The sequence below is a fragment of the Neorhizobium sp. LMR1-1-1.1 genome, from assembly GCF_040675795.1.
Lineage (GTDB): Bacteria > Pseudomonadota > Alphaproteobacteria > Rhizobiales > Rhizobiaceae > Neorhizobium > Neorhizobium cellulosilyticum.
In genome coordinates this window covers 23907-46924 of sequence record NZ_JBEGHE010000002.1, presented here as the reverse complement: position 1 = coordinate 46924, position 23018 = coordinate 23907, and the positions used below count along the sequence as shown (strand labels likewise).

The following is a 23018-nucleotide window of genomic DNA, read 5'->3' as shown; positions in this document are numbered from 1 at the left end:
TTTATTTTGACTAATTCTAAAGTGTTGATCGAAGACAAGGCATCAATTTGGAGCCGTTCTAAGCTTCTCGCATTCGATGATGATGGAGGCTCGAATGAAAAAGCTAATGACGTCCGTCGCTGCCTGTCTGCTTCTGGCAACGACCGCTTATGCTGCCGATCTCAATCCTGCGGAACTGAGGCAACAGGCGCAGGAACTGTTCAAGCCATTGCCTTCGACTGTTCCGGCGGTGAAGGGCAACAAGATCACGGCGGAAAAGATCGCGCTCGGCAAGGCGCTCTTCTTTGACCCGCGCATGTCTGCATCCGGCGTCTTTTCCTGCAATTCCTGCCATAATCTGGCGACCGGCGGCGACGACAATCTCGAAACTTCGATCGGTCACGGTTGGCAGAAGGGACCGCGTAACTCTCCGACGGTCTTCAACGCGGTCTTTAATATCGCCCAGTTCTGGGACGGACGGGCGGAAGATCTCAAGGCTCAGGCAAAAGGCCCGGTTCAGGCGGGTGTCGAAATGGCCAATACGCCCGGCAAGGTGGTCGCAACCCTGAAATCCATGCCGCGATATGTAGAGTGGTTCAAGGCGGCATTCCCCGGCGATGCGGATCCGGTGACATTCGATAATTTCGCCATGGCGATCGAAGCCTTCGAGGCTACGCTGATAACACCGGCACCGTTCGATTCATTCCTCAATGGTGACGATGATGCATTGACCGCAGAGGCAAGGCAGGGCCTGCAGCTTTTCATGGACAAGGGCTGCGCATCCTGCCATGCGGGCATCAATGTGGGCGGGGAGGGCTATTATCCGTTTGGTCTGATCGAGAAGCCAGGCGCCGATGTTCTTCCCGAAAATGACAAAGGTCGCTTTGCGGTGACAAATACGGCTGACGACAGTTACGTCTTCCGCGCCGCGCCACTTCGTAACATTGCGCTCACCGCGCCTTATTTCCATTCCGGCAAGGTCTGGGGTCTAAAGCAGGCTGTGGCAATCATGGGTACGGCGCAGTTAGGTGAAAAGCTGGAAGGCAACGACGTCGATCTGATCGTCGCGTTTCTGGAAAGCCTGACGGGCAGGGCGCCAGATGTAACCTACCCGGTCCTACCTGCAGAAACGGCAACAACGCCTAAGCCGGCCAGTCAGATAATACCGGTCAAGTAGGCCGGGGAGACGAGAAATTTTCCCGCATGGGGCAAAGGCCGTGCCGAAACAGGGGCGGCCTTTATCCCAGGAGGTCGGACATAAGCCCGATTCTTGCTGTGGGGTGATAGTTCCCTTAGTCGAAACGGATGATCGCGACTTCGCCCTCTAGGGCGCCTTGATAGGCCGAAGCATGTGGTTCTTCCGGCGGTTCATCCTGAAGCACGCCGATCTGATCAAGATCTGCTTCCAGAAAACCTTCCTCAGAAAGGGCATTCAACGCGTCTCTCACAGCGGTATCGTCATCGGGCGCACGCAGCATGATGTGGAGTTCGATACCTTCGCCCCCCTTCGTCTCATAGGCTTTGCCAATGATGATGAAGATCATCGGGTCGTCGGTATTGTCGTTGTCTGCGGGTGAAATCATGATATTCTCCTGAATGGGCCTTCATAAGGGAAGCTAGTCCCGTCTGAAAAGTTCCCGGTTTCAATAGACGTCTCGACTGCGATTCCCAAACACAATCGCGACTCGGTTCCAATATCGATATGCCGACTGCTGCCGCGCTGATGAAAACCCCGCAAAACCGGCGCCTGAACCATTATTTTGGGGCCGACCCTTGACGCAGAAGGGTTAAGACAGTAAACGCCCGGCATCGGAAGCTATGTGAGACTCGTGCGTCCGGGATTAATCTATTCCGGAACTCGTCTCAAACAGGCTCCTAAAACGCACGTAGACTATATGAATGCTGCACGCACGACGCATGAATAATGCGTCCTCTGTCTTCCGTGGTCCATCCGAAAACGGGATCGGGCCACGTTTGTGTATGAGGAAAGTGCGTGTTGCCGCCGGAAACGGCATCTCGATGGTCCCGAAAGGGGCTTTGAAGAAGATTTTGCAAGGGATGGTTATATGCCTACCGTAAACCAGCTGATCCGTAAGCCGCGTCAGGCCAACGTAAAGCGCAATAAGGTTCCTGCTCTGCAGGAAAACCCGCAGAAGCGCGGCGTTTGCACGCGCGTCTACACCACGACCCCGAAGAAGCCGAACTCGGCTCTGCGTAAGGTCGCCAAGATTCGCCTCACCAATGGCTTCGAAGTCATCGGCTACATTCCGGGTGAAGGTCACAACCTGCAGGAGCACTCTGTCGTCATGATCCGTGGCGGCCGCGTAAAGGACTTGCCGGGCGTTCGTTACCACATCATCCGCGGCGTTCTCGATACCCAGGGTGTCAAGAACCGTAAGCAGCGTCGTTCGAAGTACGGTGCAAAGCGTCCGAAGTAATCCTTCGGGCTTTGACTTTATCAATCCGGCGCTGCGCGAGGTTCTCCGCGTGATAAAGCGCCCGTAACGTTTAGAGACGAGATTAGTATGTCCAGACGCCATCGTGCAGAAAAGCGTGAGATCAACCCGGACCCGAAGTTCGGCGATCTGATCGTCACCAAGTTCATGAATGCCATCATGCTCCACGGCAAGAAGTCCGTGGCTGAAAGCATTGTTTACGGCGCATTTGACGCTGTGCAGGGCAAGGCCAAGTCTGACCCGCTTGCAATCTTCCATTCGGCGCTCGACAATGTCGCGCCGCATGTTGAAGTTCGCTCGCGTCGTGTTGGTGGTGCTACTTACCAGGTTCCGGTTGACGTGCGTCCGGAACGCCGCCAGGCCCTCGCAATTCGCTGGCTGATCACTGCAGCCCGCAAGCGCAACGAAACCACCATGATCGATCGTCTGTCCGGCGAACTCATGGATGCCGCAAACAACCGTGGCTCGGCCGTCAAGAAGCGTGAAGACACGCACAAGATGGCAGACGCGAACCGCGCATTCTCGCACTATCGCTGGTAATCTTAACCGATCGAATTTCGAAAGGCAGTCATTATGGCTCGCGAATATAAAATCGAAGACTACCGCAACTTCGGTATCATGGCGCATATCGACGCCGGCAAGACCACGACCACCGAGCGTATCCTTTACTACACCGGTAAGTCGCACAAGATCGGCGAAGTTCATGACGGCGCAGCCACCATGGACTGGATGGAGCAGGAGCAGGAGCGTGGCATCACGATCACGTCCGCTGCCACCACGACCTTCTGGAAGGGCCGTGACGGCAAGATGCGCCGCTTCAACATCATCGACACCCCCGGCCACGTCGACTTCACCATCGAAGTCGAACGTTCGCTGCGCGTTCTCGACGGTGCTGTTGCCCTTCTCGATGCCAACGCCGGCGTAGAGCCGCAGACGGAAACCGTCTGGCGTCAGGCTGAGAAGTACAACGTTCCGCGCATGATCTTCTGCAACAAGATGGACAAGACCGGCGCGGACTTCTACCGCTCGGTTGAAATGATCAAGACGCGTCTTGGCGCCACCGCAGTTGTCATGCAGCTCCCGATCGGTGCAGAAACCGAATTCAAGGGCGTTGTCGACCTGATCGAGATGAACGCGCTCGTATGGCGCGATGAGTCCCTGGGCGCTGCCTGGGACGTTGTCGAGATCCCGGAAGACCTGAAGGAAAAGGCTGCCGAATATCGCGAAAAGCTGATCGAGACCGTTGTCGAGATCGACGAAGAAGCGATGGAAGCATACCTGAACGGCGATCTGCCGGACAACGACAAGATTCGCGCCCTGGTTCGCCGCGGCACGATCGACGTCAAGTTCCACCCGATGTTCTGCGGTACCGCGTTCAAGAACAAGGGCGTTCAGCCGCTTCTCGACGCAGTCGTCGACTATCTGCCGTCGCCGGTCGATATTCCGGCCATCAAGGGCATCGACTTCAAGACCGAAGAAGAAATCGAACGTCATGCTGACGATGCCGAGCCTCTCTCGATGCTCGCGTTCAAGATCATGAACGACCCCTTCGTCGGTTCGCTGACCTTCGCACGCATCTATTCCGGCAAGCTCGAAAAGGGTTCGTCGGTGATCAACACGGTCAAGGACAAGCGCGAGCGCGTCGGCCGTATGCTGCAGATGCACTCGAACTCCCGTGAAGACATCGAAGAAGCCTTTGCAGGCGACATCGTTGCTCTGGCCGGCCTCAAGGAAACCACTACTGGCGATACGCTCTGCGATCCGCTGAAGCCGGTTATCCTCGAGCGCATGGAATTCCCGGAACCGGTCATCCAGATCGCGATCGAGCCGAAGTCCAAGGGCGACCAGGAAAAGATGGGCCTCGCGCTCAACCGCCTGGCTGCTGAAGACCCGTCGTTCCGCGTCAAGACCGACCAGGAATCCGGCCAGACGATCATCGCCGGCATGGGCGAACTTCACCTCGACATTCTCGTCGACCGTATGCGTCGCGAGTTCAAGGTTGAAGCCAACGTCGGTGCTCCGCAGGTTGCATACCGCGAAACCATCACGCGTCAGCACGAAGAAGACTACACGCACAAGAAGCAGTCCGGTGGTACCGGTCAGTTCGCGCGCGTCAAGATCATCTTCGAACCGAATCCGGAAGGCGAAGAGTTCAAGTTCGAATCCAAGATCGTCGGTGGTGCTGTTCCGAAGGAATACATCCCGGGTGTTCAGAAGGGTATCGAAAGCGTTCTCTCTTCCGGTCCGCTCGCTGGCTTCCCGATGCTCGGCGTCAAGGCTACCCTCATCGATGGTGCCTTCCACGACGTCGACTCCTCGGTCCTCGCCTTCGAAATCGCATCGCGTGCCTGCTTCCGTGAAGCAGCCAAGAAGGCCGGCGCTCAGCTGCTCGAGCCGATGATGAAGGTCGAAGTCGTAACGCCTGAAGATTACGTCGGTGACGTTATCGGCGATCTGAACTCGCGTCGTGGCCAGATCCAGGGCCAGGAACAGCGCGGCATCGCGATCGTTATCAACGCTCACGTTCCGCTGGCGAACATGTTCAAGTACGTCGACAACCTGCGCTCCATGTCCCAGGGCCGCGCGCAGTACTCGATGACCTTCGATCACTACGCACCGGTTCCGTCGAACGTCGCAACCGAAATCCAGGCGAAGTATTCCGGTCAGAAGTAATCGGAATACCCACACTGAATACGCCCCGGTCTCGAACCGGGGCGACAACAAGAATTTAGCCCTCAAGGGCTTGTACAAGATGGAGAGCCTGCAATGGCAAAGAGCAAGTTTGAGCGCAATAAGCCTCACGTCAACATCGGCACGATCGGTCACGTTGACCACGGCAAGACGTCTTTGACGGCTGCGATCACGAAGTTTTTCGGTGAATTCAAGGCGTATGACCAGATCGACGCAGCACCGGAAGAGAAGGCCCGTGGTATCACCATTTCGACGGCACACGTTGAGTATGAGACCCCGAACCGTCACTACGCTCACGTTGACTGCCCCGGCCACGCCGACTACGTCAAGAACATGATCACCGGTGCCGCACAGATGGACGGCGCGATCCTGGTTTGCTCGGCAGCCGACGGCCCGATGCCGCAGACCCGCGAGCACATCCTGCTTGCTCGTCAGGTTGGCGTTCCGGCCCTGGTGGTGTTCCTCAACAAGGTCGACCAGGTTGACGACGAAGAACTGCTCGAGCTCGTCGAGCTCGAAGTTCGTGAACTGCTGTCGTCCTACGACTTCCCGGGTGACGACGTTCCGGTCATCAAGGGTTCTGCTCTTGCTGCTCTTGAAGATTCGAACAAGAAGATCGGCGAAGACGCCGTTCGCGAACTGATGGCAGCGGTTGACGCCTACATCCCGACGCCTGAGCGTCCGATCGACCAGCCGTTCCTGATGCCGATCGAAGACGTGTTCTCGATCTCGGGTCGTGGTACGGTTGTGACCGGTCGCGTTGAGCGCGGCATCGTCAAGGTTGGTGAAGAAGTCGAAATCGTCGGCATCCGCGCCACCTCGAAGACGACGGTTACCGGCGTTGAAATGTTCCGCAAGCTGCTCGATCAGGGCCAGGCTGGCGACAACATCGGTGCTCTCGTTCGCGGCGTTGACCGTAACGGCGTTGAGCGTGGCCAGATTCTGTGCAAGCCGGGCTCTGTCAAGCCGCACAAGAAGTTCATGGCTGAAGCCTACATCCTGACGAAGGAAGAAGGCGGCCGTCATACGCCGTTCTTCACCAACTACCGTCCGCAGTTCTACTTCCGCACGACGGACGTGACGGGTATCGTTTCTCTGCCGGAAGGCACGGAAATGGTTATGCCTGGCGACAACGTCACGGTTGCTGTTGAACTGATCGTTCCGATCGCGATGGAAGAAAAGCTGCGCTTCGCTATCCGCGAAGGCGGCCGTACCGTCGGCGCCGGCATCGTCGCTTCGATCATCGAGTAATCGATAAAGGGCAGGGCGGTATCTTCGGATGCCGCCCGCTTCAATTTTTTTTAAGCAAGTGGCCTATTGCGACTTGCTTATGACACAAAAACATTGCAAATGGCGCGCAAGCGCGATTTGCGCCTGCTTCGCTTTGGCGATTCAGGAAGTTGCACAAGAATTTAAGGTGGGCCTTCGGGCCTGAAGACTGGAAGTGGGCACCTGCTGGAAGCGGTGTTCTCTTCGATCTTTGAAACCGGTGATCCGCCTTAGGTAAACGAACAACCCGTGCCATCACGTTTGGTATCGGGAGAACAGAAAACAAGGATAACGTCGAATGAACGGCCAAAATATCCGCATTCGCCTTAAGGCATTCGATCATCGTATTCTCGACGCTTCCACGCGCGAGATCGTGTCGACGGCGAAGCGCACCGGAGCAAGTGTCCGGGGCCCCGTTCCGCTTCCGACCCGCATCGAGAAGTTTACGGTTAACCGGTCCCCCCACATCGACAAGAAGAGCCGCGAGCAGTTCGAGATGCGCACTCATAAGCGCCTTCTCGATATCGTTGACCCGACACCGCAGACGGTGGACGCGCTGATGAAGCTCGACCTCGCCGCCGGCGTCGATGTTGAGATCAAGCTCTGAGAAATCAGAGCTGAGTTGGAAGGATTGAACCGATGCGTTCAGGTGTAATTGCACAGAAGATTGGGATGACCCGCGTCTACAATGACGCCGGTGAGCATATCCCGGTAACCGTATTGCGTCTCGACAACTGCCAGGTCGTTGCTCATCGCACTGAAGAGAAGAACGGCTATGTCGCTCTTCAGCTCGGTGCAGGCGCTGCCAAGGTGAAGAACACCTCCAAGGCAATGCGCGGCAACTTTGCCATCGCAAATGTTGAGCCGAAGTCGAAGCTCGTCGAGTTTCGCGTATCTGAAGACAACTTGATTGAAGTTGGCACCGAGCTGAAGGCTGACCATTTTACGGCTGGCCAGCTGGTCGACGTGACCGGTACCTCGATCGGTAAGGGCTTCGCCGGCGCCATGAAGCGCCATAACTTCGGCGGTCTGCGTGCGACCCACGGTGTTTCCGTTTCGCACCGTTCGCACGGTTCGACTGGTAACAACCAGGATCCGGGCAAGGTCTGGAAGGGCAAGCGCATGGCTGGTCACATGGGCCAGACGCGCGTCACCACCCAGAACCTCGAAGTCGTGTCCACCGATGAAGGCCGCGGCCTGATCCTCGTCAAGGGTGCCGTCCCCGGCTCCAAGGGCGCCTGGATCGTTGTTCGCGACGCCGTCAAGTCGGCTGCGAAGTAAGGGAGCCATTATTATGGAATTCAACGTCAAGACCCTCGAAGGCAAAGACGCTGGCAAGGTTTCCCTGTCGGACGCGATCTTCGGCCTCGACCCCCGCGAGGACATCCTCGCTCGTATGGTTCGTTACCAGCTCGCCAAGAAGCAGCAGGGCACGCATCAGACACTGACCCGTGGCGAAGTTTCGCGCACCGGTTCCAAGATGTACAAGCAGAAGGGTACGGGCCGCGCTCGTCACCATTCGGCTCGCGCTCCGCAGTTCCGCGGTGGTGGTAAGGCTCATGGCCCGGTTTCCCGTAGCCACGCCTTCGATCTGCCGAAGAAGGTTCGCGCTCTGGCCCTGCGTCATGCTCTTTCCGCCAAGCTGAAGTCCGAAGATCTGATTGTTATCGACGATCTGGTTGCGACCGAAGCAAAGACCAAGGCTCTCGTCGGCACGTTCGCGTCGCTCGGCCTGACCAATGCTCTGGTTATCGGTGGCGCCGAGCTGGACAGCAATTTCAAGCTCGCAGCCCAGAACATCCCGAACATCGATGTTCTGCCGGTTCAGGGCATCAATGTTTACGACATCCTGCGTCGCGGCAAGCTCGTGCTTTCCAAGGCTGCGGTTGAAGCCCTCGAGGAGCGTTTCAAGTGACCGACATTCGCCACTATGATGTGATCGTATCTCCCTCGATCACCGAAAAGTCGACCCTTCTGTCTGAACAGAACCAGGTTGTCTTCAACGTTGCCAAGACTGCTTCGAAGCCCGAAATCAAGGCTGCCGTAGAAGCTCTCTTCGGTGTGAAGGTCACTGCCGTCAATACGCTGGTCCGTTTGGGCAAGACGAAGCGCTTCCGCGGCTTCATCGGTAAGCAGAAGGACGTCAAGAAGGCTATCGTCACCCTGGCCGAAGGTCAGACGATCGACGTCTCCACCGGTCTTTGAGGTAAGAAACAATGGCATTGAAAAGCTACAATCCGACGACCCCGAGCCAGCGTCAGCTGGTCATCGTCGACCGTTCGGGCCTGTGGAAGGGCAAGCCGGTCAAGGCGCTCACCGAGGGTCTCTCCAAGAGCGGCGGCCGTAACAACAACGGCCGCATCACCGCCCGCTTCATCGGCGGTGGTCACAAGCGTACCTACCGCCTGGTCGACTTCAAGCGTCGCAAGTTCGACGTTGAGGGCACGGTCGAGCGTCTGGAATACGACCCGAACCGCTCTGCATTCATCGCGCTCGTCACCTACACGGACGGCGAACAGGCCTACATCATCGCTCCGCAGCGCCTTGCTGCCGGCGACAAGGTCATCGCTTCCGACAAGGCTGTCGACGTCAAGCCTGGCAACACCATGCCGCTGCAGTACATTCCGGTTGGCTCGATCGTTCATAACGTCGAGATGAAGCCGGGCAAGGGTGGCCAGATCGCTCGTTCGGCTGGCACCTACGTACAGCTCGTCGGTCGTGATAGCGGCATGGCGATCCTTCGTCTGAACTCTGGTGAGCAGCGTCTCGTCCCGGGTTCCTGCCTCGCCTCGATTGGCGCCGTATCCAACCCGGATCACGGCAACATCAATGACGGCAAGGCCGGTCGCACCGTATGGCGTGGCAAGCGTCCGCATAACCGCGGCGTTGTCATGAACCCGGTCGACCACCCGCACGGCGGTGGTGAAGGTCGTACCTCGGGCGGCCGTCATCCGGTCTCGCCTTGGGGCAAGCCCACCAAGGGCAAGCGCACACGTTCGAACAAGTCCACGGACAAGTTCATCATGCGCTCGCGCCACGTGAAGAAGTAAGAGAGGAAGTCGTTCAATGGCTCGTTCAGTATGGAAAGGTCCGTTTGTTGACGGCTATCTTCTCGCCAAGGCTGAGAAGGTACGTGAAGGCGGCCGCAACGAAGTGATCAAGATGTGGAGCCGTCGCTCCACCATCCTGCCGCAGTTCGTCGGTCTCACCTTCGGCGTCTACAATGGCTCGAAGCACATCCCGGTTAATGTCAACGAAGACATGGTCGGTCACAAGTTCGGTGAATTCGCTCCCACCCGGACCTATTACGGTCACGGCGCGGACAAGAAAGCGAAGAGGAAGTAATCATGGCCAAGGCAAAGACCGAACGCCGGCTGAAGGACAACGAAGCACAGGCAGTTGCCCGTACGCTTCGCGTCAGCCCGCAGAAGCTGAACCTGGTTGCCGCCATGATCCGCGGCAAGAAGGTAGAGCGCGCTCTCGCAGAACTCGAGTTCTCGCGCAAGCGCATCTCCGGCACGGTGAAGAAGACTCTCGAGTCTGCTATCGCCAACGCTGAAAACAACCATGACCTCGACGTCGACAGCCTGATCGTAGCGGAAGCTTACGTCGGCAAGTCGATCACCATGAAGCGTTTCCACGCTCGTGGTCGCGGCCGCGCATCGCGCATTGAAAAGCCGTTCGCGCATCTGACGATCGTCGTTCGCGAAGTCGAGGAAAAAGGGGAGGCCGCATAATGGGCCAGAAAATTAATCCGATCGGTTTCCGCCTCGGCATTAACCGCACCTGGGACAGCCGTTGGTTCGCCGATAACTCGGAATACGGCCAGCTGCTCCACGAAGACCTGAAGATCCGTGCATACCTCATGCAGGAACTGAAGCAGGCCGGTATCGCCAAGGTCGTCATCGAGCGTCCGCACAAGAAGTGCCGCGTCACGATCCACTCGGCTCGCCCGGGTCTGATCATCGGCAAGAAGGGTGCAGACATCGAAAAGCTCCGCAAGAAGCTTTCCGAAATGACTTCCTCCGAAACGCACCTCAACATCGTTGAAGTTCGCAAGCCGGAAGTTGATGCGACGCTGGTTGCACAGTCGATCGCTCAGCAGCTCGAACGCCGCGTGGCTTTCCGCCGTGCGATGAAGCGCGCTGTTCAGTCCGCAATGCGTCTTGGCGCCGAAGGCATCAAGATCACCTGCGCCGGCCGTCTGGGTGGCGCGGAAATCGCTCGTACCGAATGGTACCGCGAAGGCCGCGTTCCGCTTCACACGCTGCGTGCAGACATCGACTACGGTACGGCTGAAGCCGAAACCGCATTCGGTATTTGCGGCATCAAGGTCTGGATCTTCAAGGGCGAAATCCTTGAGCACGATCCGATGGCTTCCGAACGTCGCGCGCTGGAAGGCGATGCGCAGGGTCCGGCAAGCCGCGACCGTGATCGTGGCGATCGTCGCCGCGAACGCGAAAACGCTTGATTATCGCTGGCGAAAGATAAGCTCGGAGAAGTAATAAAATGTTGCAGCCAAAGCGTACCAAGTACCGCAAACAGTTCAAGGGTCGCATCAAGGGTGTGGCCAAGGGCGGTTTTGATCTGGCATTCGGCGAATTCGGCCTGAAGGCTCAGGAACCGAACCGTGTGAACGCCCGCGAAATCGAAGCGGCTCGCCGCGCGATTACGCGTTACATGAAGCGCGCGGGTCGAGTATGGATCCGCGTCTTCCCTGACGTCCCGGTTACTGCAAAGCCCACCGAAGTTCGTATGGGTAAGGGTAAGGGTTCGGTTGAATACTGGGCTTGCAAGGTCAAGCCTGGTCGTATCATGTTCGAGATCGACGGCGTTTCGGAAGAAATCGCGCGCGAGGCACTTCGCCTCGGTTCTGCCAAGCTCTCGGTCACGACGCGCTTCGTTCAGCGCATCGCAGAGTAAGGAGAAGGCACGATGAAAGCCGAAGACGTACGCGGCCTCAGCGCCGACCAGCTCAAGGACAAGCTCGCCGAGCTCAAGAAGGAGCAGTTCAACCTGCGCTTCCAGAAGGCCACCGGCCAGCTCGAGAAGTCCTCGCGCATCACTGAAGTTCGCAAGGACATCGCTCGCGTGAAAACCATTGCCCGCCAGAAGGCGGCAGAAGCCAAGGCCTAAGGAAGAATAATATGCCAAAACGCATTCTGCAGGGCGTTGTCGTTTCCGACAAGAACGAAAAGACCGTTGTTGTCCGCGTCGAGCGCCGCTTCGCTCACCCTCTGCTTCAGAAGACCGTTCGCCGGTCCAAGAAGTACAAGGCCCATGACGAAAACAACCAGTACAAGGTTGGTGATGTCGTTTCCATCGAGGAATGCGCACCGATCTCCAAGGACAAGCGCTGGACGGTAATTGCCGCCCAGGCTTAAGAAGACCAGGAATTTCCGTCAGGCACTTGCGTCTGGCGGAGAATCCTGTATGAAGCACGCCACTGGCGTAGAACGCTCGGAAACGGGCGTTCTTTTGCTTTGAGCGCACGGAAGGTCCCTTTCAGGGAAACCACCTTGGCAAGACCCATCCCGCGCACACTGAAAATCTGTTCATAGCCGGCATCACGCGCTTCGGTGTGTGGTGTTCCGGTCATTAGAAAAAGGCGACCTGACATGATTCAGATGCAAACAAACCTCGACGTGGCGGATAATTCCGGCGCACGTCGTGTCATGTGCATCAAGGTGCTGGGCGGCTCCAAGCGCAAGTACGCTTCGGTCGGCGACATTATCGTCGTTTCGATCAAGGAAGCTATTCCGCGCGGCCGCGTGAAGAAGGGCGACGTGATGAAGGCGGTTGTTGTGCGTACCGCTAAAGACATCCGTCGCGCCGACGGCAGCGTCATCCGCTTCGATAACAACGCAGCGGTTCTCATCGACAACAAGAAAGAGCCGATCGGCACCCGTATCTTCGGACCGGTTCCGCGCGAACTTCGCGCCAAGAACCACATGAAGATCATCTCGCTGGCTCCAGAAGTACTGTAAGGAGCGGGACCCATGCAGAAGATCAAGAAGGGCGACAACGTCGTCATCCTCGCCGGCAAGGACAAGGGCCGTACCGGTGAAGTTCTCCAGGTTCTGCCGAAGGAAGACCGTGCGGTCGTCCGCGGTATCAACATGGTGAAGCGCCACCAGCGTCAGACCCAGACGCAGGAAGCTGGCATCGTCAACAAGGAAGCATCCATCCATCTGTCGAACGTCGCGATCGTGGCGAAAGACGGCAAGCCGACCCGCGTTGGCTTCTCTGTCGTCGACGGTAAGAAGGTGCGTGTAGCCAAGCGTACGGGAGATGTCATCGATGGCTGAGGCAAATTACGAGCCGCGGCTCAAGGTCGAATACACCACCCGCATCCGCGCAGCACTTCAGGAGCAATTCTCGTTCGCTAACGAGATGATGATCCCGAAGATGGAAAAGATTGTCATCAACATGGGCGTGGGCGAGGCAACTGCCGACTCCAAGAAGCCTACTGTTGCTGCAGCCGACCTTGCTGCGATCGCTGGCCAGAAGCCGGTTATCACGCGCGCCCGCAACTCGATTGCAGGCTTCAAGGTTCGCGAACAGATGCCGATCGGCGCGAAGGTTACCCTTCGTGGCGCCCGCATGTATGAATTCATGGATCGCCTGGTCAACATCGCGCTTCCGCGCGTTCGCGACTTCCGCGGCCTGAACCCGAAGTCCTTTGATGGTCGTGGCAACTTCGCCATGGGCCTCAAGGAGCACATTGTGTTCCCGGAAATCAACTACGACAAGGTTGATCAGATGTGGGGCATGGACATCATCGTTTGCACGACGGCTACGAACGACGACGAAGCACGGGCTCTTCTGAAAGAGTTCAACTTCCCGTTCCGTGCGTAACCGTAACGACGAGCGTTAAAAAGGAACTACGATATGGCGAAGACCAGCGCAGTTGAAAAGAACAAGCGCCGCCGCAAGACGGTCGCCGACCATGCTGCCAAGCGCGCAGCATTGAAGGCAACCATCATGAACCAGGAGCTTCCGATCGAAGAGCGGTTCAAGGCAACTATCAAGCTCGCTTCCCTGCCGCGCGATGGCTCGAAGACGCGTATCCGCAACCGTTGTGAAGTCACCGGTCGCCCGCGCGCTTTCTATCGCAAGCTCAAGATGTCGCGTATCGCGCTTCGTGAGCTCGGCAACCTCGGCAAGGTGCCGGGTATTGTTAAGTCGAGCTGGTAAGGAGATCGTTCGATGACCATGACTGATCCCTTGGGCGATATGCTCACCCGTATCCGCAACGGCGCTTCCCGCCGCAAGAACTCCGTCACGACGCCGGCTTCGCGCCTGCGCGCTCGTGTCCTGGATGTCCTGCAGGCTGAAGGCTACATTCGCGGCTACACCCAGACCGATTTCGGCAACGGCAAGTCCGAGATTGAAATCGAACTGAAGTACTACGAAGGTGCGTCCGTGATCCGTGAGATCGGCCGCGTTTCGAAGCCGGGCCGCCGAGTTTATGTCTCGGTTAAGTCCATTCCGCAGGTCGCGAACGGCCTCGGCATCACCATCCTTTCGACCCCGAAGGGCGTGATGGCCGATCACCAGGCTCGCGAACAGAACGTAGGCGGCGAGGTTCTTTGCTCGGTCTTCTAAGACTGGGCAAGGATCTCCATAACGGACAGACAGGATAACAAAATGTCTCGTATCGGTAAAAAGCCCGTTCCGGTTCCTGCAGGCGTTACGGCTTCGGTCGAAGGCCAGAAGATCACCGCGAAGGGCCCGAAGGGCGAACTTCACTTCGTCGCTAATGACGAAGTCAAGGTTGAGCTGAATGATAACGCCGTTTCGGTGACCCCGGTCAACGATTCCAAGGATGCTCGTTCGAAGTGGGGCATGTCCCGCACGATGGTCGAGAACATCTTCAAGGGCGTTAAGGACGGTTACGAGCGCAAGCTCGAAATCAACGGCGTTGGTTACCGCGCAGCCATGCAGGGCAAGAACCTGCAGCTGGCTCTCGGTTTCTCCCACGACGTAGTCTACGAAGCCCCTGAGGGCATCACCATTGCCGTGCCGAAGCCGACGGAAATCATCGTCTCCGGCATCAACAAGCAGCAGGTCGGTCAGGTTGCCGCGGAAATCCGCGAATACCGTGGTCCCGAGCCCTACAAGGGCAAAGGCGTCAAGTACGCCGAGGAACGGATCGTCCGCAAGGAAGGCAAGAAGAAGTAAGGACGCGGAACAATGGCTACTCGGAAAGAAGCACTCACCAAGCGTGCGAGCCGTGTTCGCCGTCAGATCAAGAAGGTCGCAAATGGCCGTCCGCGTCTGTCGGTTCACCGCTCGTCCAAGAACATCTACGTACAGGTCATCGACGATGTGGCCGGCCGCACGCTTGCAGCCGCCTCCACGCTCGACGCCGACCTGCGCAAGTCGCTGAAGACCGGCGCGGACGTTGCAGCAGCTGCTGCCGTCGGCAAGCTGGTTGCAGAGCGCGCCTCCAAGGCTGGCGTGAAGGAAGTCGTGTTCGATCGCGGCGCCTTCATCTACCACGGCCGTATCAAGGCACTTGCTGAAGCTGCCCGCGAAGGCGGTCTGAGCTTCTAAGAAATTTTCGCCCGGTCTTCCTTTGAATAGGGGAGGCCGGGCGAAATGCGGTTTCTCCGCACCACCCGGATTTTCCGGGTTATCTTTAACCTGCCGTTCTACCCGCAAAAGAAAAAGGACAAGGACAATGGCACAGGAAAGAAAGGGCCGCGACGATCGTCAGGCCCGTGAAGAGCGCGATAGCGAATTCGTCGACAAGCTGGTCGCGATCAACCGCGTCGCTAAGGTCGTCAAGGGCGGCCGTCGTTTCGGTTTTGCTGCTCTCGTCGTCGTTGGCGACCAGAAGGGTCGCGTTGGCTTCGGTCATGGCAAGGCTCGTGAAGTGCCGGAAGCTATCCGCAAGGCAACTGAATCCGCAAAGCGCGATCTGATCTTCGTACCGCTGCGTGACGGCCGTACGCTGCATCACGACGTCAATGGCCGCCACGGCGCCGGCAAGGTTCTGCTGCGCTCCGCCAAGGCTGGTACCGGTATCATCGCTGGTGGCCCGATGCGTGCTGTTTTCGAAACGCTGGGCGTTCACGATGTTGTTGCGAAGTCGACCGGTTCGTCGAACCCGTACAACATGATTCGTGCAACGTTCGACGCCCTCAAGGCCCAGGTGCATCCGAAGGACATCGCAGCTCAGCGCGGCATGAAATATGCTACGCTTCAGGCTCGCCGTGCCGCCTCCGGCAATGCTGCTGAAGAATAAGAGGAGTCTGACCCATGGCTAAGGCTACGAAGAAGACTGAAGCAAAGACGGTTACGGTCGAACAGATCGGATCGCCTATTCGCCGTCCGGCTATCCAGCGCGCAACGCTGGTTGGTCTGGGCCTCAACAAGATGCACCGGGTAAGCACGCTGGAAGATACGCCTTCCGTCCGTGGCATGATCCGGGCCGTCCAGCATCTCGTCCGCGTCGTCGACGAGAAGTGAGGGTTTGATCATGAAACTGAATGAGATCAAGGACAACGAAGGTTCGTCCAAGGACCGTATCCGCGTAGGTCGTGGTATCGGTTCCGGCAAGGGCAAGACCGGTGGTCGCGGCGTCAAGGGTCAGAAGGCTCGTTCTGGCGTTGCCATCAACGGCTTCGAAGGCGGTCAGATGCCGATCTACCGTCGCCTGCCGAAGCGCGGCTTCAACAACATCTTCGCTTCTGAATACGTCACCGTTTCGGTTGGCCGTATCCAGACCGCGATCGATGCTGGCAAACTCGACGCCAAGGCAACGGTTGATGCGGCAGCTCTCAAGGCTGCCGGCGTTATCCGTCGCGAGAAGGACGGCGTTCGCGTTCTTTCCGATGGCGAACTGAAGGCAAAGCTGACGATCGAAGTTGCCGGTGCCTCCAAGGCTGCCGTCGAAAAGATCGAAAAGGCTGGCGGCTCTATCAAGCTGCTCGTCGTTGCGGAAACTGCCGCAGAGTAAAACGTTTAAAATCGCCCGGTGTGAGCTTCACACCGGGCGATTTTATGTCCATATGTGAGCCTCACGATTTGGCGGCCCCGATGGGCGCCGATCACATGAAAACAGGGTGAGGCACCCGATTGCTCCCGCAATCTCCGCGCCCGGTTTTTTGAACCAGAATTTGCGACTGCTTTCCTGACCAGGCATTTTGCGCCCGGGGAAAGTGATCGGGCGGAGAAACGCATGGCGTCTGCAGCGGAACAACTTGCCTCTAATCTCAATTTTTCAACCTTCGCCAAGGCAGAGGATCTCAAGAAGCGGCTGTGGTTTACCCTTGCTGCTCTCCTCGTTTACCGCCTCGGCACGCATATCCCGCTTCCGGGCCTAAACCCCGAAGCCTATGCGCAGGCCTTCCGCGGCCAGGCTGGCGGTATCCTCGGCCTCTTCAACATGTTTGCCGGTGGCGCTGTCGAGCGCATGGCGATCTTCGCGCTCGGCATCATGCCGTATATCTCCGCGTCGATCATCGTGCAGCTGATGACCTCGGTCGTTCCTTCGCTTGAGAATCTCAAGAAGGAAGGCGAAGCCGGCCGCAAGATCATCAACCAGTACACCCGCTACGGCACGGTGATTCTCGGCACCCTCCAGGCCTACGGCATTGCCGCCGGTCTCGAGAGCGGGCAGGGCATCGTCAACGATCCCGGTATGTTCTTCCGCCTGTCGACCGTTGTCACGCTTCTCGGCGGCACCATGTTCATGATGTGGCTGGGTGAACAGATCACCTCGCGTGGCATCGGTAACGGCATTTCGCTGATCATCTTCGCAGGTATCGCTGCAGGTCTTCCGTCCGCTCTCGCTGGCACGCTGGAACTCGGCCGCACCGGCGCGCTGTCGACCGGTCTGATTCTCGCCGTCATCCTCGTCGCGATCTTCGTCATCGGCCTGATCGTCTTCGTAGAGCGCGCCCAGCGTCGTCTTCTGATCCAGTATCCGAAGCGCCAGGTCGGCAACCGCATGTTCCAGGGCGACACCTCGCACCTGCCGCTCAAGCTCAACACGTCCGGTGTTATTCCGGCGATCTTTGCCTCGTCGCTGCTGCTTCTCCCCGCAACGGCTGCCGGCTTCGCAGGCAATTCCGACCTGCCTGCATGGGCAACAGCCGCCATTGCTGCCCTCGGCCATGGCCAGCCGCTGTTCATGCTGCTTTACGGCCTGCTGATCGCCTTCTTTGCCTTCTTCTACACGGCCATCGTCTTCAATCCGAAGGACACGGCCGACAACCTGAAGAAACACGGTGGTTTCATCCCGGGCATCCGTCCGGGCGAACGGACTGCCGAATATATCGACTATGTACTGACCCGCATCACAGTTATCGGTGCGATCTACCTCGTCTTCGTCTGCATTCTGCCAGAGTTTCTGATCGCCCGTACGGGCGTGCCATTAGCCCTTGGTGGTACTTCGCTTTTGATTGTTGTCAGTGTAACCCTCGATACGGTTGCGCAGATCCAAGGACATCTCATTGCGCAGCAGTATGAGGGTCTGATCAAGAAGTCGAAACTGCGCGGAGGAAAGAGGGGACGATGAGACTTATATTCTTGGGGCCACCCGGCGCCGGTAAGGGTACGCAGGCAAAGCTGCTGACTGAGAAATACGGTATTCCGCAGCTTTCCACGGGTGACATGCTTCGTGCCGCCAAGGAAGCAGGAACCGAGATCGGTCTGAAGGCGAAGGCGGTTATGGATGCCGGCCAGCTGGTGTCCGATGATATCGTCAACGCCATCGTCGCTGAGCGTATCGATCTCGACGACTGTTCGAATGGTTTCATCCTGGATGGTTATCCGCGCACCGTGCCCCAGGCCATCGCGCTGGAAAAGATGCTGCAGGACAAGGGCTGCCCTCTCGACGCAGTCATTGAACTGAAGGTGGACGAGGGGGCTCTTATGGGCCGAATCGAAAACCGCGTGGCCGAAACCATTGCCGCTGGCGGCAAGGTTCGCGCCGACGATATGCCGGAGGCTTTCAAGAAGCGTCTGGTCGAATATCGTGAAAAGACTGCTCCGCTCTCGGCTCATTACGAATCGACCGGTCAGTTGAAGACAATCGACGGCATGGCTGACGTGAAGGCCGTGACTGCCGAAATCGAAAAGACACTGTCTGCTCTTTGAGCTGTCACAGGTCTGTTAAAGAATCTCGGGCTCGGCGGTTGCAATTCAGCGCTGATTCCGTTAAACACCGCGCCAACTCGCGACAGATTTGAGCGATTGGCGCGGATTTCCGCAAGGATATCCGGGGCTGGTCGTTTTGACCTGTCTCGTTTGGTGTTGTTGAACTGGTGGCCTTGATCAGGCTGCTATCATGGAAGAAGTACCGCTTGCCGGATGGCAACCGGAACGAAGGAGAATAGACGTGGCACGTATCGCTGGCGTCAACATCCCGACTGCGAAGCGCGTTGTTATCGCGCTGACCTACATTCACGGGATCGGCCCGAAATTTGCGCAGGAAATCATGGACAAGGTCGGTCTTCCGGCTGAAAAGCGCGTCCATCAGCTGACGGACTCTGAAATCCTTCAGATCCGCGAAACCATCGACCGCGACTACGCTGTCGAAGGTGATCTTCGTCGTGAAACCGCGATGAACATCAAGCGTCTTATGGACCTCGGTTGCTACCGTGGCCTGCGTCACCGTCGTGGCCTTCCGGTCCGCGGTCAGCGCACCCACACCAACGCTCGTACCCGCAAGGGTCCGGCTAAGGCAATCGCCGGTAAGAAGAAGTAATTCTGAGGCATTAGCCAATAGGCATTGGGCGAAAGCCCAATTGTCTGCTGCCTAAAACCTACTGCCTCTCAAGGTGGAGCCGCTGGAACTACGGCGGTGCAGAGATCAACGAAAGGGATAAAATGGCCAAGGAAGCCACTCGCGTTCGCCGTCGCGAACGCAAGAATATCACGTCGGGCGTTGCCCACGTCAATTCTACCTTCAACAACACCATGATCACCATCACCGACGCGCAGGGCAATGCTATTGCCTGGTCGTCTGCCGGTGCAAAGGGCTTCAAGGGTTCGCGTAAGTCGACCCCGTTTGCTGCTCAGATCGCCGCTGAAGACTGCGCCAAGAAGGCTCAGGAACACGGCATGAAGTCGCTCGAAGTTGAAGTCTGCGGTCCGGGTTCCGGCCGTGAATCGGCTCTGCGCGCGCTCCAGGCTGCCGGTTTCATGATCACTTCTATCCGCGACGTTACGCCGATCCCGCACAACGGCTGCCGCCCGCGCAAGAAGCGCCGCGTCTAATGGACGTATTGGGGCTCGCTTTTTAAGGCGAGTGCCATCTGAACTCGGTAATAGCCGCTTTGTCTCCTGCAGGGGTCGAGGCGGCTTTCACCGTATCGCCGGAAGGGTATTTTCCGGTGTTCCTCGTGCTCGGTTGCCACGATTGGATGGTGGCAACGAACGGAAGGTATAGGTCATGATCCAGAAGAACTGGCAGGAACTGATTAAGCCGAACAAGGTGGAATTCACCTCGTCCGGTCGTACCAAGGCAACGCTTGTTGCTGAACCTCTTGAGCGCGGCTTCGGCCTGACGCTCGGCAACGCGCTTCGCCGCGTGCTTCTGTCGTCGCTCCGCGGTGCAGCCGTTACGGCTGTCCAGATCGACGGCGTCCTGCATGAGTTCTCCTCTATCCCGGGCGTTCGGGAAGATGTGACGGACATCGTGCTCAACATCAAGGAAATCGCCATCAAGATGGACGGCGATGACCCGAAGCGCATGGTCGTGCGCAAGCAGGGCCCTGGTGCCGTTACCGCTGGTGATATCCAGACGGTTGGCGACATCGAGATCCTGAACCCCGACCACGTGATCTGCACGCTGGACGACGGCGCTGAGATCCGCATGGAATTCACGGTCAACAACGGCAAGGGTTATGTCCCGGCCGAGCGTAACCGTGCAGAGGATGCCCCGATCGGTCTCATCCCGGTCGACAGCCTCTACTCGCCGGTCAAGAAAGTGTCCTACAAGGTGGAAAACACCCGCGAAGGCCAGGTTCTCGACTACGACAAGCTGACCATGACTATCGAAACCGATGGTTCGGTCACGGGTGAAGACGCCGTAGCCTTCGCCGCCCGCATTCTTCAGGATCAGCTGTCGGTCTTCGTCAACTTCGACGAGCCGCAGAAGGAACAGGAAGAAGAGTCCGTCACTGAACTCGCGTTCAACCCGGCGCTCCTCAAGAAGGTCGACGAACTGGAACTGTCCGTTCGTTCGGCCAACTGCCTGAAGAACGACAACATCGTTTATATCGGCGACCTCATCCAGAAGACCGAGGCGGAAATGCTCCGCACTCCGAACTTTGGTCGTAAGTCGCTGAACGAGATCAAGGAAGTTCTGGCATCCATGGGCCTCCATCTTGGTATGGAAGTTCCTGCTTGGCCGCCGGAAAACATCGAAGATCTCGCTAAGCGTTACGAAGACCAATACTAACAAATCATACTGCAGGCGAATGCCTGCAAGTGAAGGAGACCAGATATGCGTCACGCAAAAGCCGGCCGCAAGCTTAACCGCACTGCAAGCCACCGCAAGGCTATGTTCACCAACATGGCAGCATCGCTCATCACCCATGAGCAGATCGTAACCACCCTTCCCAAGGCGAAGGAAATTCGCCCGATCGTCGAAAAGCTCGTCACCCTCGGCAAGCGCGGCGATCTGCACGCTCGTCGTCAGGCGATCTCGCAGGTTCAGGACCAGGACGCTGTCAAGAAGCTGTTCGACGTCATCGCTTCTCGTTACGCAACCCGCAACGGCGGTTACCTGCGTATCATGAAGGCTGGCTACCGTCAGGGCGACAATGCTCCGCTCGCAGTCATCGAGTTCGTTGAACGCGACGTCACTGCCAAGGGCGCAGCCGACAAGGCTCGCGTTGCCGCTGAAGCAGAAGCTGCTGAAGCCGCATAATTTTCGATCTTTGATCGCAAATTTGAAAAGCCGGGTGGAAACGCCCGGCTTTTTTATTTCTGGAGATGGCATGACAGGTGGAAGGTGGATGCTGAGGGCTCGGTTGCAAAGACTAATGTGCGTCGGCGCTGTTATTGTCGCCGGACTTGCACTTCGCGGTTTCGGTTATGACCTGGGCCTGCCTTTCAGTGTCGTGAAATATGGCGGTTCTCTTCTTTGGGGTTGCATGGTTTTTTTGCTGGTCGCAGCTGCCATCGTGTCCCGCCGCGTGGCCGTTATGGCCGCAATCGCACTGGCGATAGCCGTTTCTGTAGAGTTCTCCCGACTTTACCAGACCCCGGCTCTCGACGAATTTCGCCTGACCCTGGCAGGAAGGCTTCTGCTCGGTCGGGTATTCTCGCTCTGGAACATTGTCGCCTATGCCGCGGGCATCGGATTGGGAATGGCTATCGAAAACCGGCTGCGTTTTCTTGACCGGAATCAATGATGAAGCGCAAGGCAGGCTTAGTGTCGAAACATATCAACCAGTGGGGTTGTGAGGGACGACAATGGCATACACACCCGTATTTGAGAACGAACGTAAAGATTTGATAATTCCCGCCCTTGGCGGCTTTTATGAGAAGGTCGCCCAGCCTATGGCCTGGAGCATGTTTCGCCTGGCCGTCGGTGGCATGCTGGTTGTGGAGGGCTGGCCGAAACTGATGGCTCCGCTCGCACAGGTCGGATTCGTCGAAAATCTCGGCTTTTATCCCGGCTGGCTCTGGTCGCCGGTTCTTGCACTGATCCAGGTGGTCGGTGGCATCCTGATCGCAGTCGGACTTTTCACCCGTCCCGCCGCGCTGGCAAGCGGCGTGATGCTGGCGATAACTCTCTGGTACCATTTCGCCCATCCCTATGGCGACGCGCTTCTGACGCAGGCAGGCATCGATGCCCTGAAGGCGGGGGGCGAGTACTTCACGCCAACTGGTGTGGCGCGTCTTGCCGATGGAGGCGCCAAGTTCCTGCATCAGGTTCAGGAAAAGGCCGAGCAGGATTCGCTCTTCTGGACGGGCGGCGCCTTTCTCTTCGCAGCCTTCGGCGGCGGTTACCTGTCGCTGGACAGGCTTCTGTTCAAGAAGCAGTTCTGAACCGGAAGCGAGTTCTATCAATCCAGGAAGGGCCGGGCCATTGGCGCCGGCCCTTGTGCATTTACAGGCATGACGTATCGGGAACTGGGATAGGGCTTCATATCCCAAGCATGGACGCCATCGTTCGTTGCTCTATGATCATTCCGATCATGATCGGGGAGGAGCGTGACATCATGAAAGGCAAGGGCAAGGCGCAGCAGGGCTCCCCCAAGCTCCTGTCCGGCGGCAATCCGCAAATCCCGAAAGGTTACGGAAACGAGCCGGTTCAGGCCTATATTGCTGCGATGCCGGGCTGGAAAAGCGAGGTCGGGCGGAAGCTCGACGTGCTTGTCGAGCGCTGTGTTCCCAATGTCGCCAAGGCAGTAAAGTGGAACACGCCTTTGTATGGGATCGAAGGGCAGGGCTGGTTCCTCGGTCTTCATTGTTTCACCAAATATGTGAAGCTGACTTTCTTTCGCGGCGTATCGCTGGATCCCGTCCCGCCGGAGAATTCAAAAATGCCCGAGACGCGTTATTTCCATATCCACGAAACCGACGAGTGGAACGAGGCACAGCTCGCAACCTGGGTCAGGCAGGCAAGCGCGCTGCCCGGCGAAAAGCTTTAGG

36 protein-coding genes are annotated in these 23018 nt (G+C 57.7%); 35 read left to right on the top strand and 1 reads right to left on the bottom strand.

What is annotated here, in order from left to right; genetic code table 11:
* Positions 1 to 94: 94 nt before the first annotated feature.
* Complete coding sequence (locus MRBLMR1_RS08075; RefSeq protein WP_148148075.1) at positions 95 to 1156, top strand: cytochrome-c peroxidase; 1062 nt, start codon at positions 95 to 97, stop codon at positions 1154 to 1156.
* Positions 1157 to 1271: 115 nt separating this feature from the next.
* Here the strand turns inward: MRBLMR1_RS08075 and MRBLMR1_RS08070 are convergent, their stop codons facing one another.
* Positions 1272 to 1562, bottom strand: a complete 291-nt coding sequence (locus MRBLMR1_RS08070) for a transcriptional regulator (protein WP_148148074.1) — start codon at positions 1560 to 1562, stop codon at positions 1272 to 1274.
* Positions 1563 to 2045: 483 nt separating this feature from the next.
* Between MRBLMR1_RS08070 and rpsL the strand changes: the two genes are divergently transcribed.
* The 34 genes from rpsL (at position 2046) to MRBLMR1_RS07900 (ending at position 23017) form a co-directional block, all read left to right on the top strand.
* Positions 2046 to 2417, top strand: coding sequence for a 30S ribosomal protein S12 (gene rpsL / locus MRBLMR1_RS08065; RefSeq protein ID WP_003547537.1), 372 nt, complete (start codon positions 2046 to 2048; stop codon positions 2415 to 2417).
* An 87-nt stretch (positions 2418 to 2504) separates the two neighbouring features.
* Positions 2505 to 2975: a 30S ribosomal protein S7 gene (gene rpsG / locus MRBLMR1_RS08060; RefSeq protein ID WP_148148073.1), complete on the top strand. Its 471-nt coding sequence runs from the start codon at positions 2505 to 2507 to the stop codon at positions 2973 to 2975.
* A gap of 33 nt (positions 2976 to 3008) precedes the next feature.
* Entirely contained in the window at positions 3009 to 5108 is a 2100-nt protein-coding gene (gene fusA / locus MRBLMR1_RS08055) for an elongation factor G (protein WP_148148072.1), read from the top strand.
* A 93-nt stretch (positions 5109 to 5201) separates the two neighbouring features.
* Complete coding sequence (gene tuf / locus MRBLMR1_RS08050; RefSeq protein WP_148145303.1) at positions 5202 to 6377, top strand: elongation factor Tu; 1176 nt, start codon at positions 5202 to 5204, stop codon at positions 6375 to 6377.
* Between the two features lie 316 nt (positions 6378 to 6693).
* A complete protein-coding gene (rpsJ, locus tag MRBLMR1_RS08045; RefSeq protein ID WP_003547547.1) occupies positions 6694 to 7002 on the top strand; it encodes a 30S ribosomal protein S10 in 309 nt (102 codons plus the stop codon).
* Between the two features lie 32 nt (positions 7003 to 7034).
* A complete protein-coding gene (rplC, locus tag MRBLMR1_RS08040) occupies positions 7035 to 7676 on the top strand; it encodes a 50S ribosomal protein L3 (protein ID WP_148145295.1) in 642 nt (213 codons plus the stop codon).
* 13 nt (positions 7677 to 7689) lie between these two features.
* Positions 7690 to 8310, top strand: coding sequence for a 50S ribosomal protein L4 (gene rplD, locus MRBLMR1_RS08035; protein WP_148145294.1), 621 nt, complete (start codon positions 7690 to 7692; stop codon positions 8308 to 8310).
* Positions 8307 to 8600 carry a 50S ribosomal protein L23 gene (locus MRBLMR1_RS08030; protein ID WP_148145293.1) on the top strand — a complete coding sequence of 98 codons (294 nt, stop codon included), beginning with the start codon at positions 8307 to 8309 and terminating at the stop codon, positions 8598 to 8600. The genes rplD and MRBLMR1_RS08030 overlap by 4 nt, the downstream gene beginning before the upstream one ends.
* 11 nt (positions 8601 to 8611) lie before the next feature.
* On the top strand, positions 8612 to 9445 hold the full coding sequence (rplB, locus tag MRBLMR1_RS08025) for a 50S ribosomal protein L2 (protein WP_148145292.1): 834 nt from the start codon (positions 8612 to 8614) through the stop codon (positions 9443 to 9445).
* A 16-nt stretch (positions 9446 to 9461) separates the two neighbouring features.
* Positions 9462 to 9740, top strand: coding sequence for a 30S ribosomal protein S19 (gene rpsS / locus MRBLMR1_RS08020; protein ID WP_112454903.1), 279 nt, complete (start codon positions 9462 to 9464; stop codon positions 9738 to 9740).
* 2 nt (positions 9741 to 9742) lie between these two features.
* Positions 9743 to 10132, top strand: a complete 390-nt coding sequence (gene rplV, locus MRBLMR1_RS08015; protein ID WP_112511001.1) for a 50S ribosomal protein L22 — start codon at positions 9743 to 9745, stop codon at positions 10130 to 10132.
* Positions 10132 to 10866, top strand: coding sequence for a 30S ribosomal protein S3 (gene rpsC / locus MRBLMR1_RS08010; protein ID WP_148145291.1), 735 nt, complete (start codon positions 10132 to 10134; stop codon positions 10864 to 10866). Before rplV ends, rpsC begins: the two co-directional genes overlap by 1 nt.
* A 38-nt stretch (positions 10867 to 10904) precedes the next feature.
* Complete coding sequence (gene rplP / locus MRBLMR1_RS08005) at positions 10905 to 11318, top strand: 50S ribosomal protein L16 (protein WP_093000489.1); 414 nt, start codon at positions 10905 to 10907, stop codon at positions 11316 to 11318.
* Positions 11319 to 11330: 12 nt separating this feature from the next.
* Positions 11331 to 11531, top strand: coding sequence for a 50S ribosomal protein L29 (rpmC, locus tag MRBLMR1_RS08000; protein WP_148145290.1), 201 nt, complete (start codon positions 11331 to 11333; stop codon positions 11529 to 11531).
* Positions 11532 to 11542: 11 nt separating this feature from the next.
* Positions 11543 to 11779, top strand: a complete 237-nt coding sequence (gene rpsQ / locus MRBLMR1_RS07995; RefSeq protein ID WP_046792687.1) for a 30S ribosomal protein S17 — start codon at positions 11543 to 11545, stop codon at positions 11777 to 11779.
* Between the two features lie 234 nt (positions 11780 to 12013).
* Entirely contained in the window at positions 12014 to 12382 is a 369-nt protein-coding gene (rplN, locus tag MRBLMR1_RS07990; protein ID WP_003495199.1) for a 50S ribosomal protein L14, read from the top strand.
* A 12-nt stretch (positions 12383 to 12394) separates the two neighbouring features.
* The gene (gene rplX / locus MRBLMR1_RS07985) at positions 12395 to 12703 is read left to right on the top strand and encodes a 50S ribosomal protein L24 (RefSeq protein WP_148145289.1); all 309 of its coding nucleotides are present in this window, start codon (positions 12395 to 12397) and stop codon (positions 12701 to 12703) included.
* Positions 12696 to 13253 (top strand): 50S ribosomal protein L5, encoded by a 558-nt coding sequence (rplE, locus tag MRBLMR1_RS07980; RefSeq protein ID WP_500064055.1) that lies wholly within the window; start codon positions 12696 to 12698, stop codon positions 13251 to 13253. Before rplX ends, rplE begins: the two co-directional genes overlap by 8 nt.
* A gap of 33 nt (positions 13254 to 13286) precedes the next feature.
* Positions 13287 to 13592 (top strand): 30S ribosomal protein S14, encoded by a 306-nt coding sequence (rpsN, locus tag MRBLMR1_RS07975; protein ID WP_112454897.1) that lies wholly within the window; start codon positions 13287 to 13289, stop codon positions 13590 to 13592.
* Positions 13593 to 13604: 12 nt separating this feature from the next.
* Entirely contained in the window at positions 13605 to 14003 is a 399-nt protein-coding gene (rpsH, locus tag MRBLMR1_RS07970; RefSeq protein WP_112510991.1) for a 30S ribosomal protein S8, read from the top strand.
* A gap of 42 nt (positions 14004 to 14045) precedes the next feature.
* A complete protein-coding gene (gene rplF / locus MRBLMR1_RS07965; protein WP_148145288.1) occupies positions 14046 to 14579 on the top strand; it encodes a 50S ribosomal protein L6 in 534 nt (177 codons plus the stop codon).
* Between the two features lie 12 nt (positions 14580 to 14591).
* The gene (gene rplR, locus MRBLMR1_RS07960) at positions 14592 to 14954 is read left to right on the top strand and encodes a 50S ribosomal protein L18 (RefSeq protein ID WP_112510987.1); all 363 of its coding nucleotides are present in this window, start codon (positions 14592 to 14594) and stop codon (positions 14952 to 14954) included.
* Positions 14955 to 15081: 127 nt separating this feature from the next.
* Positions 15082 to 15648, top strand: coding sequence for a 30S ribosomal protein S5 (gene rpsE, locus MRBLMR1_RS07955; RefSeq protein ID WP_148145287.1), 567 nt, complete (start codon positions 15082 to 15084; stop codon positions 15646 to 15648).
* Between the two features lie 14 nt (positions 15649 to 15662).
* Complete coding sequence (gene rpmD, locus MRBLMR1_RS07950; RefSeq protein ID WP_112510983.1) at positions 15663 to 15872, top strand: 50S ribosomal protein L30; 210 nt, start codon at positions 15663 to 15665, stop codon at positions 15870 to 15872.
* Positions 15873 to 15882: 10 nt separating this feature from the next.
* Entirely contained in the window at positions 15883 to 16362 is a 480-nt protein-coding gene (gene rplO, locus MRBLMR1_RS07945; protein ID WP_148145286.1) for a 50S ribosomal protein L15, read from the top strand.
* A gap of 222 nt (positions 16363 to 16584) precedes the next feature.
* Positions 16585 to 17925, top strand: coding sequence for a preprotein translocase subunit SecY (gene secY / locus MRBLMR1_RS07940; RefSeq protein ID WP_500064054.1), 1341 nt, complete (start codon positions 16585 to 16587; stop codon positions 17923 to 17925).
* On the top strand, positions 17922 to 18506 hold the full coding sequence (locus MRBLMR1_RS07935; protein ID WP_139672176.1) for an adenylate kinase: 585 nt from the start codon (positions 17922 to 17924) through the stop codon (positions 18504 to 18506). The genes secY and MRBLMR1_RS07935 overlap by 4 nt, the downstream gene beginning before the upstream one ends.
* 241 nt (positions 18507 to 18747) lie before the next feature.
* Positions 18748 to 19116 carry a 30S ribosomal protein S13 gene (gene rpsM / locus MRBLMR1_RS07930; RefSeq protein WP_093000503.1) on the top strand — a complete coding sequence of 123 codons (369 nt, stop codon included), beginning with the start codon at positions 18748 to 18750 and terminating at the stop codon, positions 19114 to 19116.
* 122 nt (positions 19117 to 19238) lie between these two features.
* Entirely contained in the window at positions 19239 to 19628 is a 390-nt protein-coding gene (gene rpsK / locus MRBLMR1_RS07925) for a 30S ribosomal protein S11 (RefSeq protein ID WP_007766864.1), read from the top strand.
* A 175-nt stretch (positions 19629 to 19803) separates the two neighbouring features.
* The gene (locus MRBLMR1_RS07920; RefSeq protein WP_112510977.1) at positions 19804 to 20814 is read left to right on the top strand and encodes a DNA-directed RNA polymerase subunit alpha; all 1011 of its coding nucleotides are present in this window, start codon (positions 19804 to 19806) and stop codon (positions 20812 to 20814) included.
* A 45-nt stretch (positions 20815 to 20859) separates the two neighbouring features.
* Positions 20860 to 21285, top strand: coding sequence for a 50S ribosomal protein L17 (rplQ, locus tag MRBLMR1_RS07915; RefSeq protein WP_148145284.1), 426 nt, complete (start codon positions 20860 to 20862; stop codon positions 21283 to 21285).
* Between the two features lie 70 nt (positions 21286 to 21355).
* Entirely contained in the window at positions 21356 to 21772 is a 417-nt protein-coding gene (locus MRBLMR1_RS07910) for a ribosomal maturation YjgA family protein (RefSeq protein WP_148145302.1), read from the top strand.
* A 61-nt stretch (positions 21773 to 21833) separates the two neighbouring features.
* Positions 21834 to 22412, top strand: coding sequence for a DoxX family protein (locus MRBLMR1_RS07905; protein ID WP_148145283.1), 579 nt, complete (start codon positions 21834 to 21836; stop codon positions 22410 to 22412).
* Positions 22413 to 22561: 149 nt separating this feature from the next.
* Entirely contained in the window at positions 22562 to 23017 is a 456-nt protein-coding gene (locus MRBLMR1_RS07900) for a DUF1801 domain-containing protein (protein WP_500064105.1), read from the top strand.
* Position 23018 lies beyond the last annotated feature (1 nt).

Bases quoted from the DNA above. Each gene is read 5' to 3' on its own strand.
- MRBLMR1_RS08075 (WP_148148075.1), top strand. From the start codon at position 95: ATGAAAAAGCTAATGACGTCCGTCGCTGCCTGTCTGCTTCTGGCAACG.
- MRBLMR1_RS08070 (WP_148148074.1), bottom strand. From the start codon at position 1,562: ATGATTTCACCCGCAGACAACGACAATACCGACGACCCGATGATCTTC.
- rpsL (WP_003547537.1), top strand. From the start codon at position 2,046: ATGCCTACCGTAAACCAGCTGATCCGTAAGCCGCGTCAGGCCAACGTA.
- rpsG (WP_148148073.1), top strand. From the start codon at position 2,505: ATGTCCAGACGCCATCGTGCAGAAAAGCGTGAGATCAACCCGGACCCG.
- fusA (WP_148148072.1), top strand. From the start codon at position 3,009: ATGGCTCGCGAATATAAAATCGAAGACTACCGCAACTTCGGTATCATG.
- tuf (WP_148145303.1), top strand. From the start codon at position 5,202: ATGGCAAAGAGCAAGTTTGAGCGCAATAAGCCTCACGTCAACATCGGC.
- rpsJ (WP_003547547.1), top strand. From the start codon at position 6,694: ATGAACGGCCAAAATATCCGCATTCGCCTTAAGGCATTCGATCATCGT.
- rplC (WP_148145295.1), top strand. From the start codon at position 7,035: ATGCGTTCAGGTGTAATTGCACAGAAGATTGGGATGACCCGCGTCTAC.
- rplD (WP_148145294.1), top strand. From the start codon at position 7,690: ATGGAATTCAACGTCAAGACCCTCGAAGGCAAAGACGCTGGCAAGGTT.
- rplB (WP_148145292.1), top strand. From the start codon at position 8,612: ATGGCATTGAAAAGCTACAATCCGACGACCCCGAGCCAGCGTCAGCTG.
- rpsS (WP_112454903.1), top strand. From the start codon at position 9,462: ATGGCTCGTTCAGTATGGAAAGGTCCGTTTGTTGACGGCTATCTTCTC.
- rplV (WP_112511001.1), top strand. From the start codon at position 9,743: ATGGCCAAGGCAAAGACCGAACGCCGGCTGAAGGACAACGAAGCACAG.
- rpsC (WP_148145291.1), top strand. From the start codon at position 10,132: ATGGGCCAGAAAATTAATCCGATCGGTTTCCGCCTCGGCATTAACCGC.
- rplP (WP_093000489.1), top strand. From the start codon at position 10,905: ATGTTGCAGCCAAAGCGTACCAAGTACCGCAAACAGTTCAAGGGTCGC.
- rpmC (WP_148145290.1), top strand. From the start codon at position 11,331: ATGAAAGCCGAAGACGTACGCGGCCTCAGCGCCGACCAGCTCAAGGAC.
- rpsQ (WP_046792687.1), top strand. From the start codon at position 11,543: ATGCCAAAACGCATTCTGCAGGGCGTTGTCGTTTCCGACAAGAACGAA.
- rplN (WP_003495199.1), top strand. From the start codon at position 12,014: ATGATTCAGATGCAAACAAACCTCGACGTGGCGGATAATTCCGGCGCA.
- rplX (WP_148145289.1), top strand. From the start codon at position 12,395: ATGCAGAAGATCAAGAAGGGCGACAACGTCGTCATCCTCGCCGGCAAG.
- rplE (WP_500064055.1), top strand. From the start codon at position 12,696: ATGGCTGAGGCAAATTACGAGCCGCGGCTCAAGGTCGAATACACCACC.
- rpsN (WP_112454897.1), top strand. From the start codon at position 13,287: ATGGCGAAGACCAGCGCAGTTGAAAAGAACAAGCGCCGCCGCAAGACG.
- rpsH (WP_112510991.1), top strand. From the start codon at position 13,605: ATGACCATGACTGATCCCTTGGGCGATATGCTCACCCGTATCCGCAAC.
- rplF (WP_148145288.1), top strand. From the start codon at position 14,046: ATGTCTCGTATCGGTAAAAAGCCCGTTCCGGTTCCTGCAGGCGTTACG.
- rplR (WP_112510987.1), top strand. From the start codon at position 14,592: ATGGCTACTCGGAAAGAAGCACTCACCAAGCGTGCGAGCCGTGTTCGC.
- rpsE (WP_148145287.1), top strand. From the start codon at position 15,082: ATGGCACAGGAAAGAAAGGGCCGCGACGATCGTCAGGCCCGTGAAGAG.
- rpmD (WP_112510983.1), top strand. From the start codon at position 15,663: ATGGCTAAGGCTACGAAGAAGACTGAAGCAAAGACGGTTACGGTCGAA.
- rplO (WP_148145286.1), top strand. From the start codon at position 15,883: ATGAAACTGAATGAGATCAAGGACAACGAAGGTTCGTCCAAGGACCGT.
- secY (WP_500064054.1), top strand. From the start codon at position 16,585: ATGGCGTCTGCAGCGGAACAACTTGCCTCTAATCTCAATTTTTCAACC.
- MRBLMR1_RS07935 (WP_139672176.1), top strand. From the start codon at position 17,922: ATGAGACTTATATTCTTGGGGCCACCCGGCGCCGGTAAGGGTACGCAG.
- rpsK (WP_007766864.1), top strand. From the start codon at position 19,239: ATGGCCAAGGAAGCCACTCGCGTTCGCCGTCGCGAACGCAAGAATATC.
- MRBLMR1_RS07920 (WP_112510977.1), top strand. From the start codon at position 19,804: ATGATCCAGAAGAACTGGCAGGAACTGATTAAGCCGAACAAGGTGGAA.
- rplQ (WP_148145284.1), top strand. From the start codon at position 20,860: ATGCGTCACGCAAAAGCCGGCCGCAAGCTTAACCGCACTGCAAGCCAC.
- MRBLMR1_RS07910 (WP_148145302.1), top strand. From the start codon at position 21,356: ATGACAGGTGGAAGGTGGATGCTGAGGGCTCGGTTGCAAAGACTAATG.
- MRBLMR1_RS07905 (WP_148145283.1), top strand. From the start codon at position 21,834: ATGGCATACACACCCGTATTTGAGAACGAACGTAAAGATTTGATAATT.
- MRBLMR1_RS07900 (WP_500064105.1), top strand. From the start codon at position 22,562: ATGATCGGGGAGGAGCGTGACATCATGAAAGGCAAGGGCAAGGCGCAG.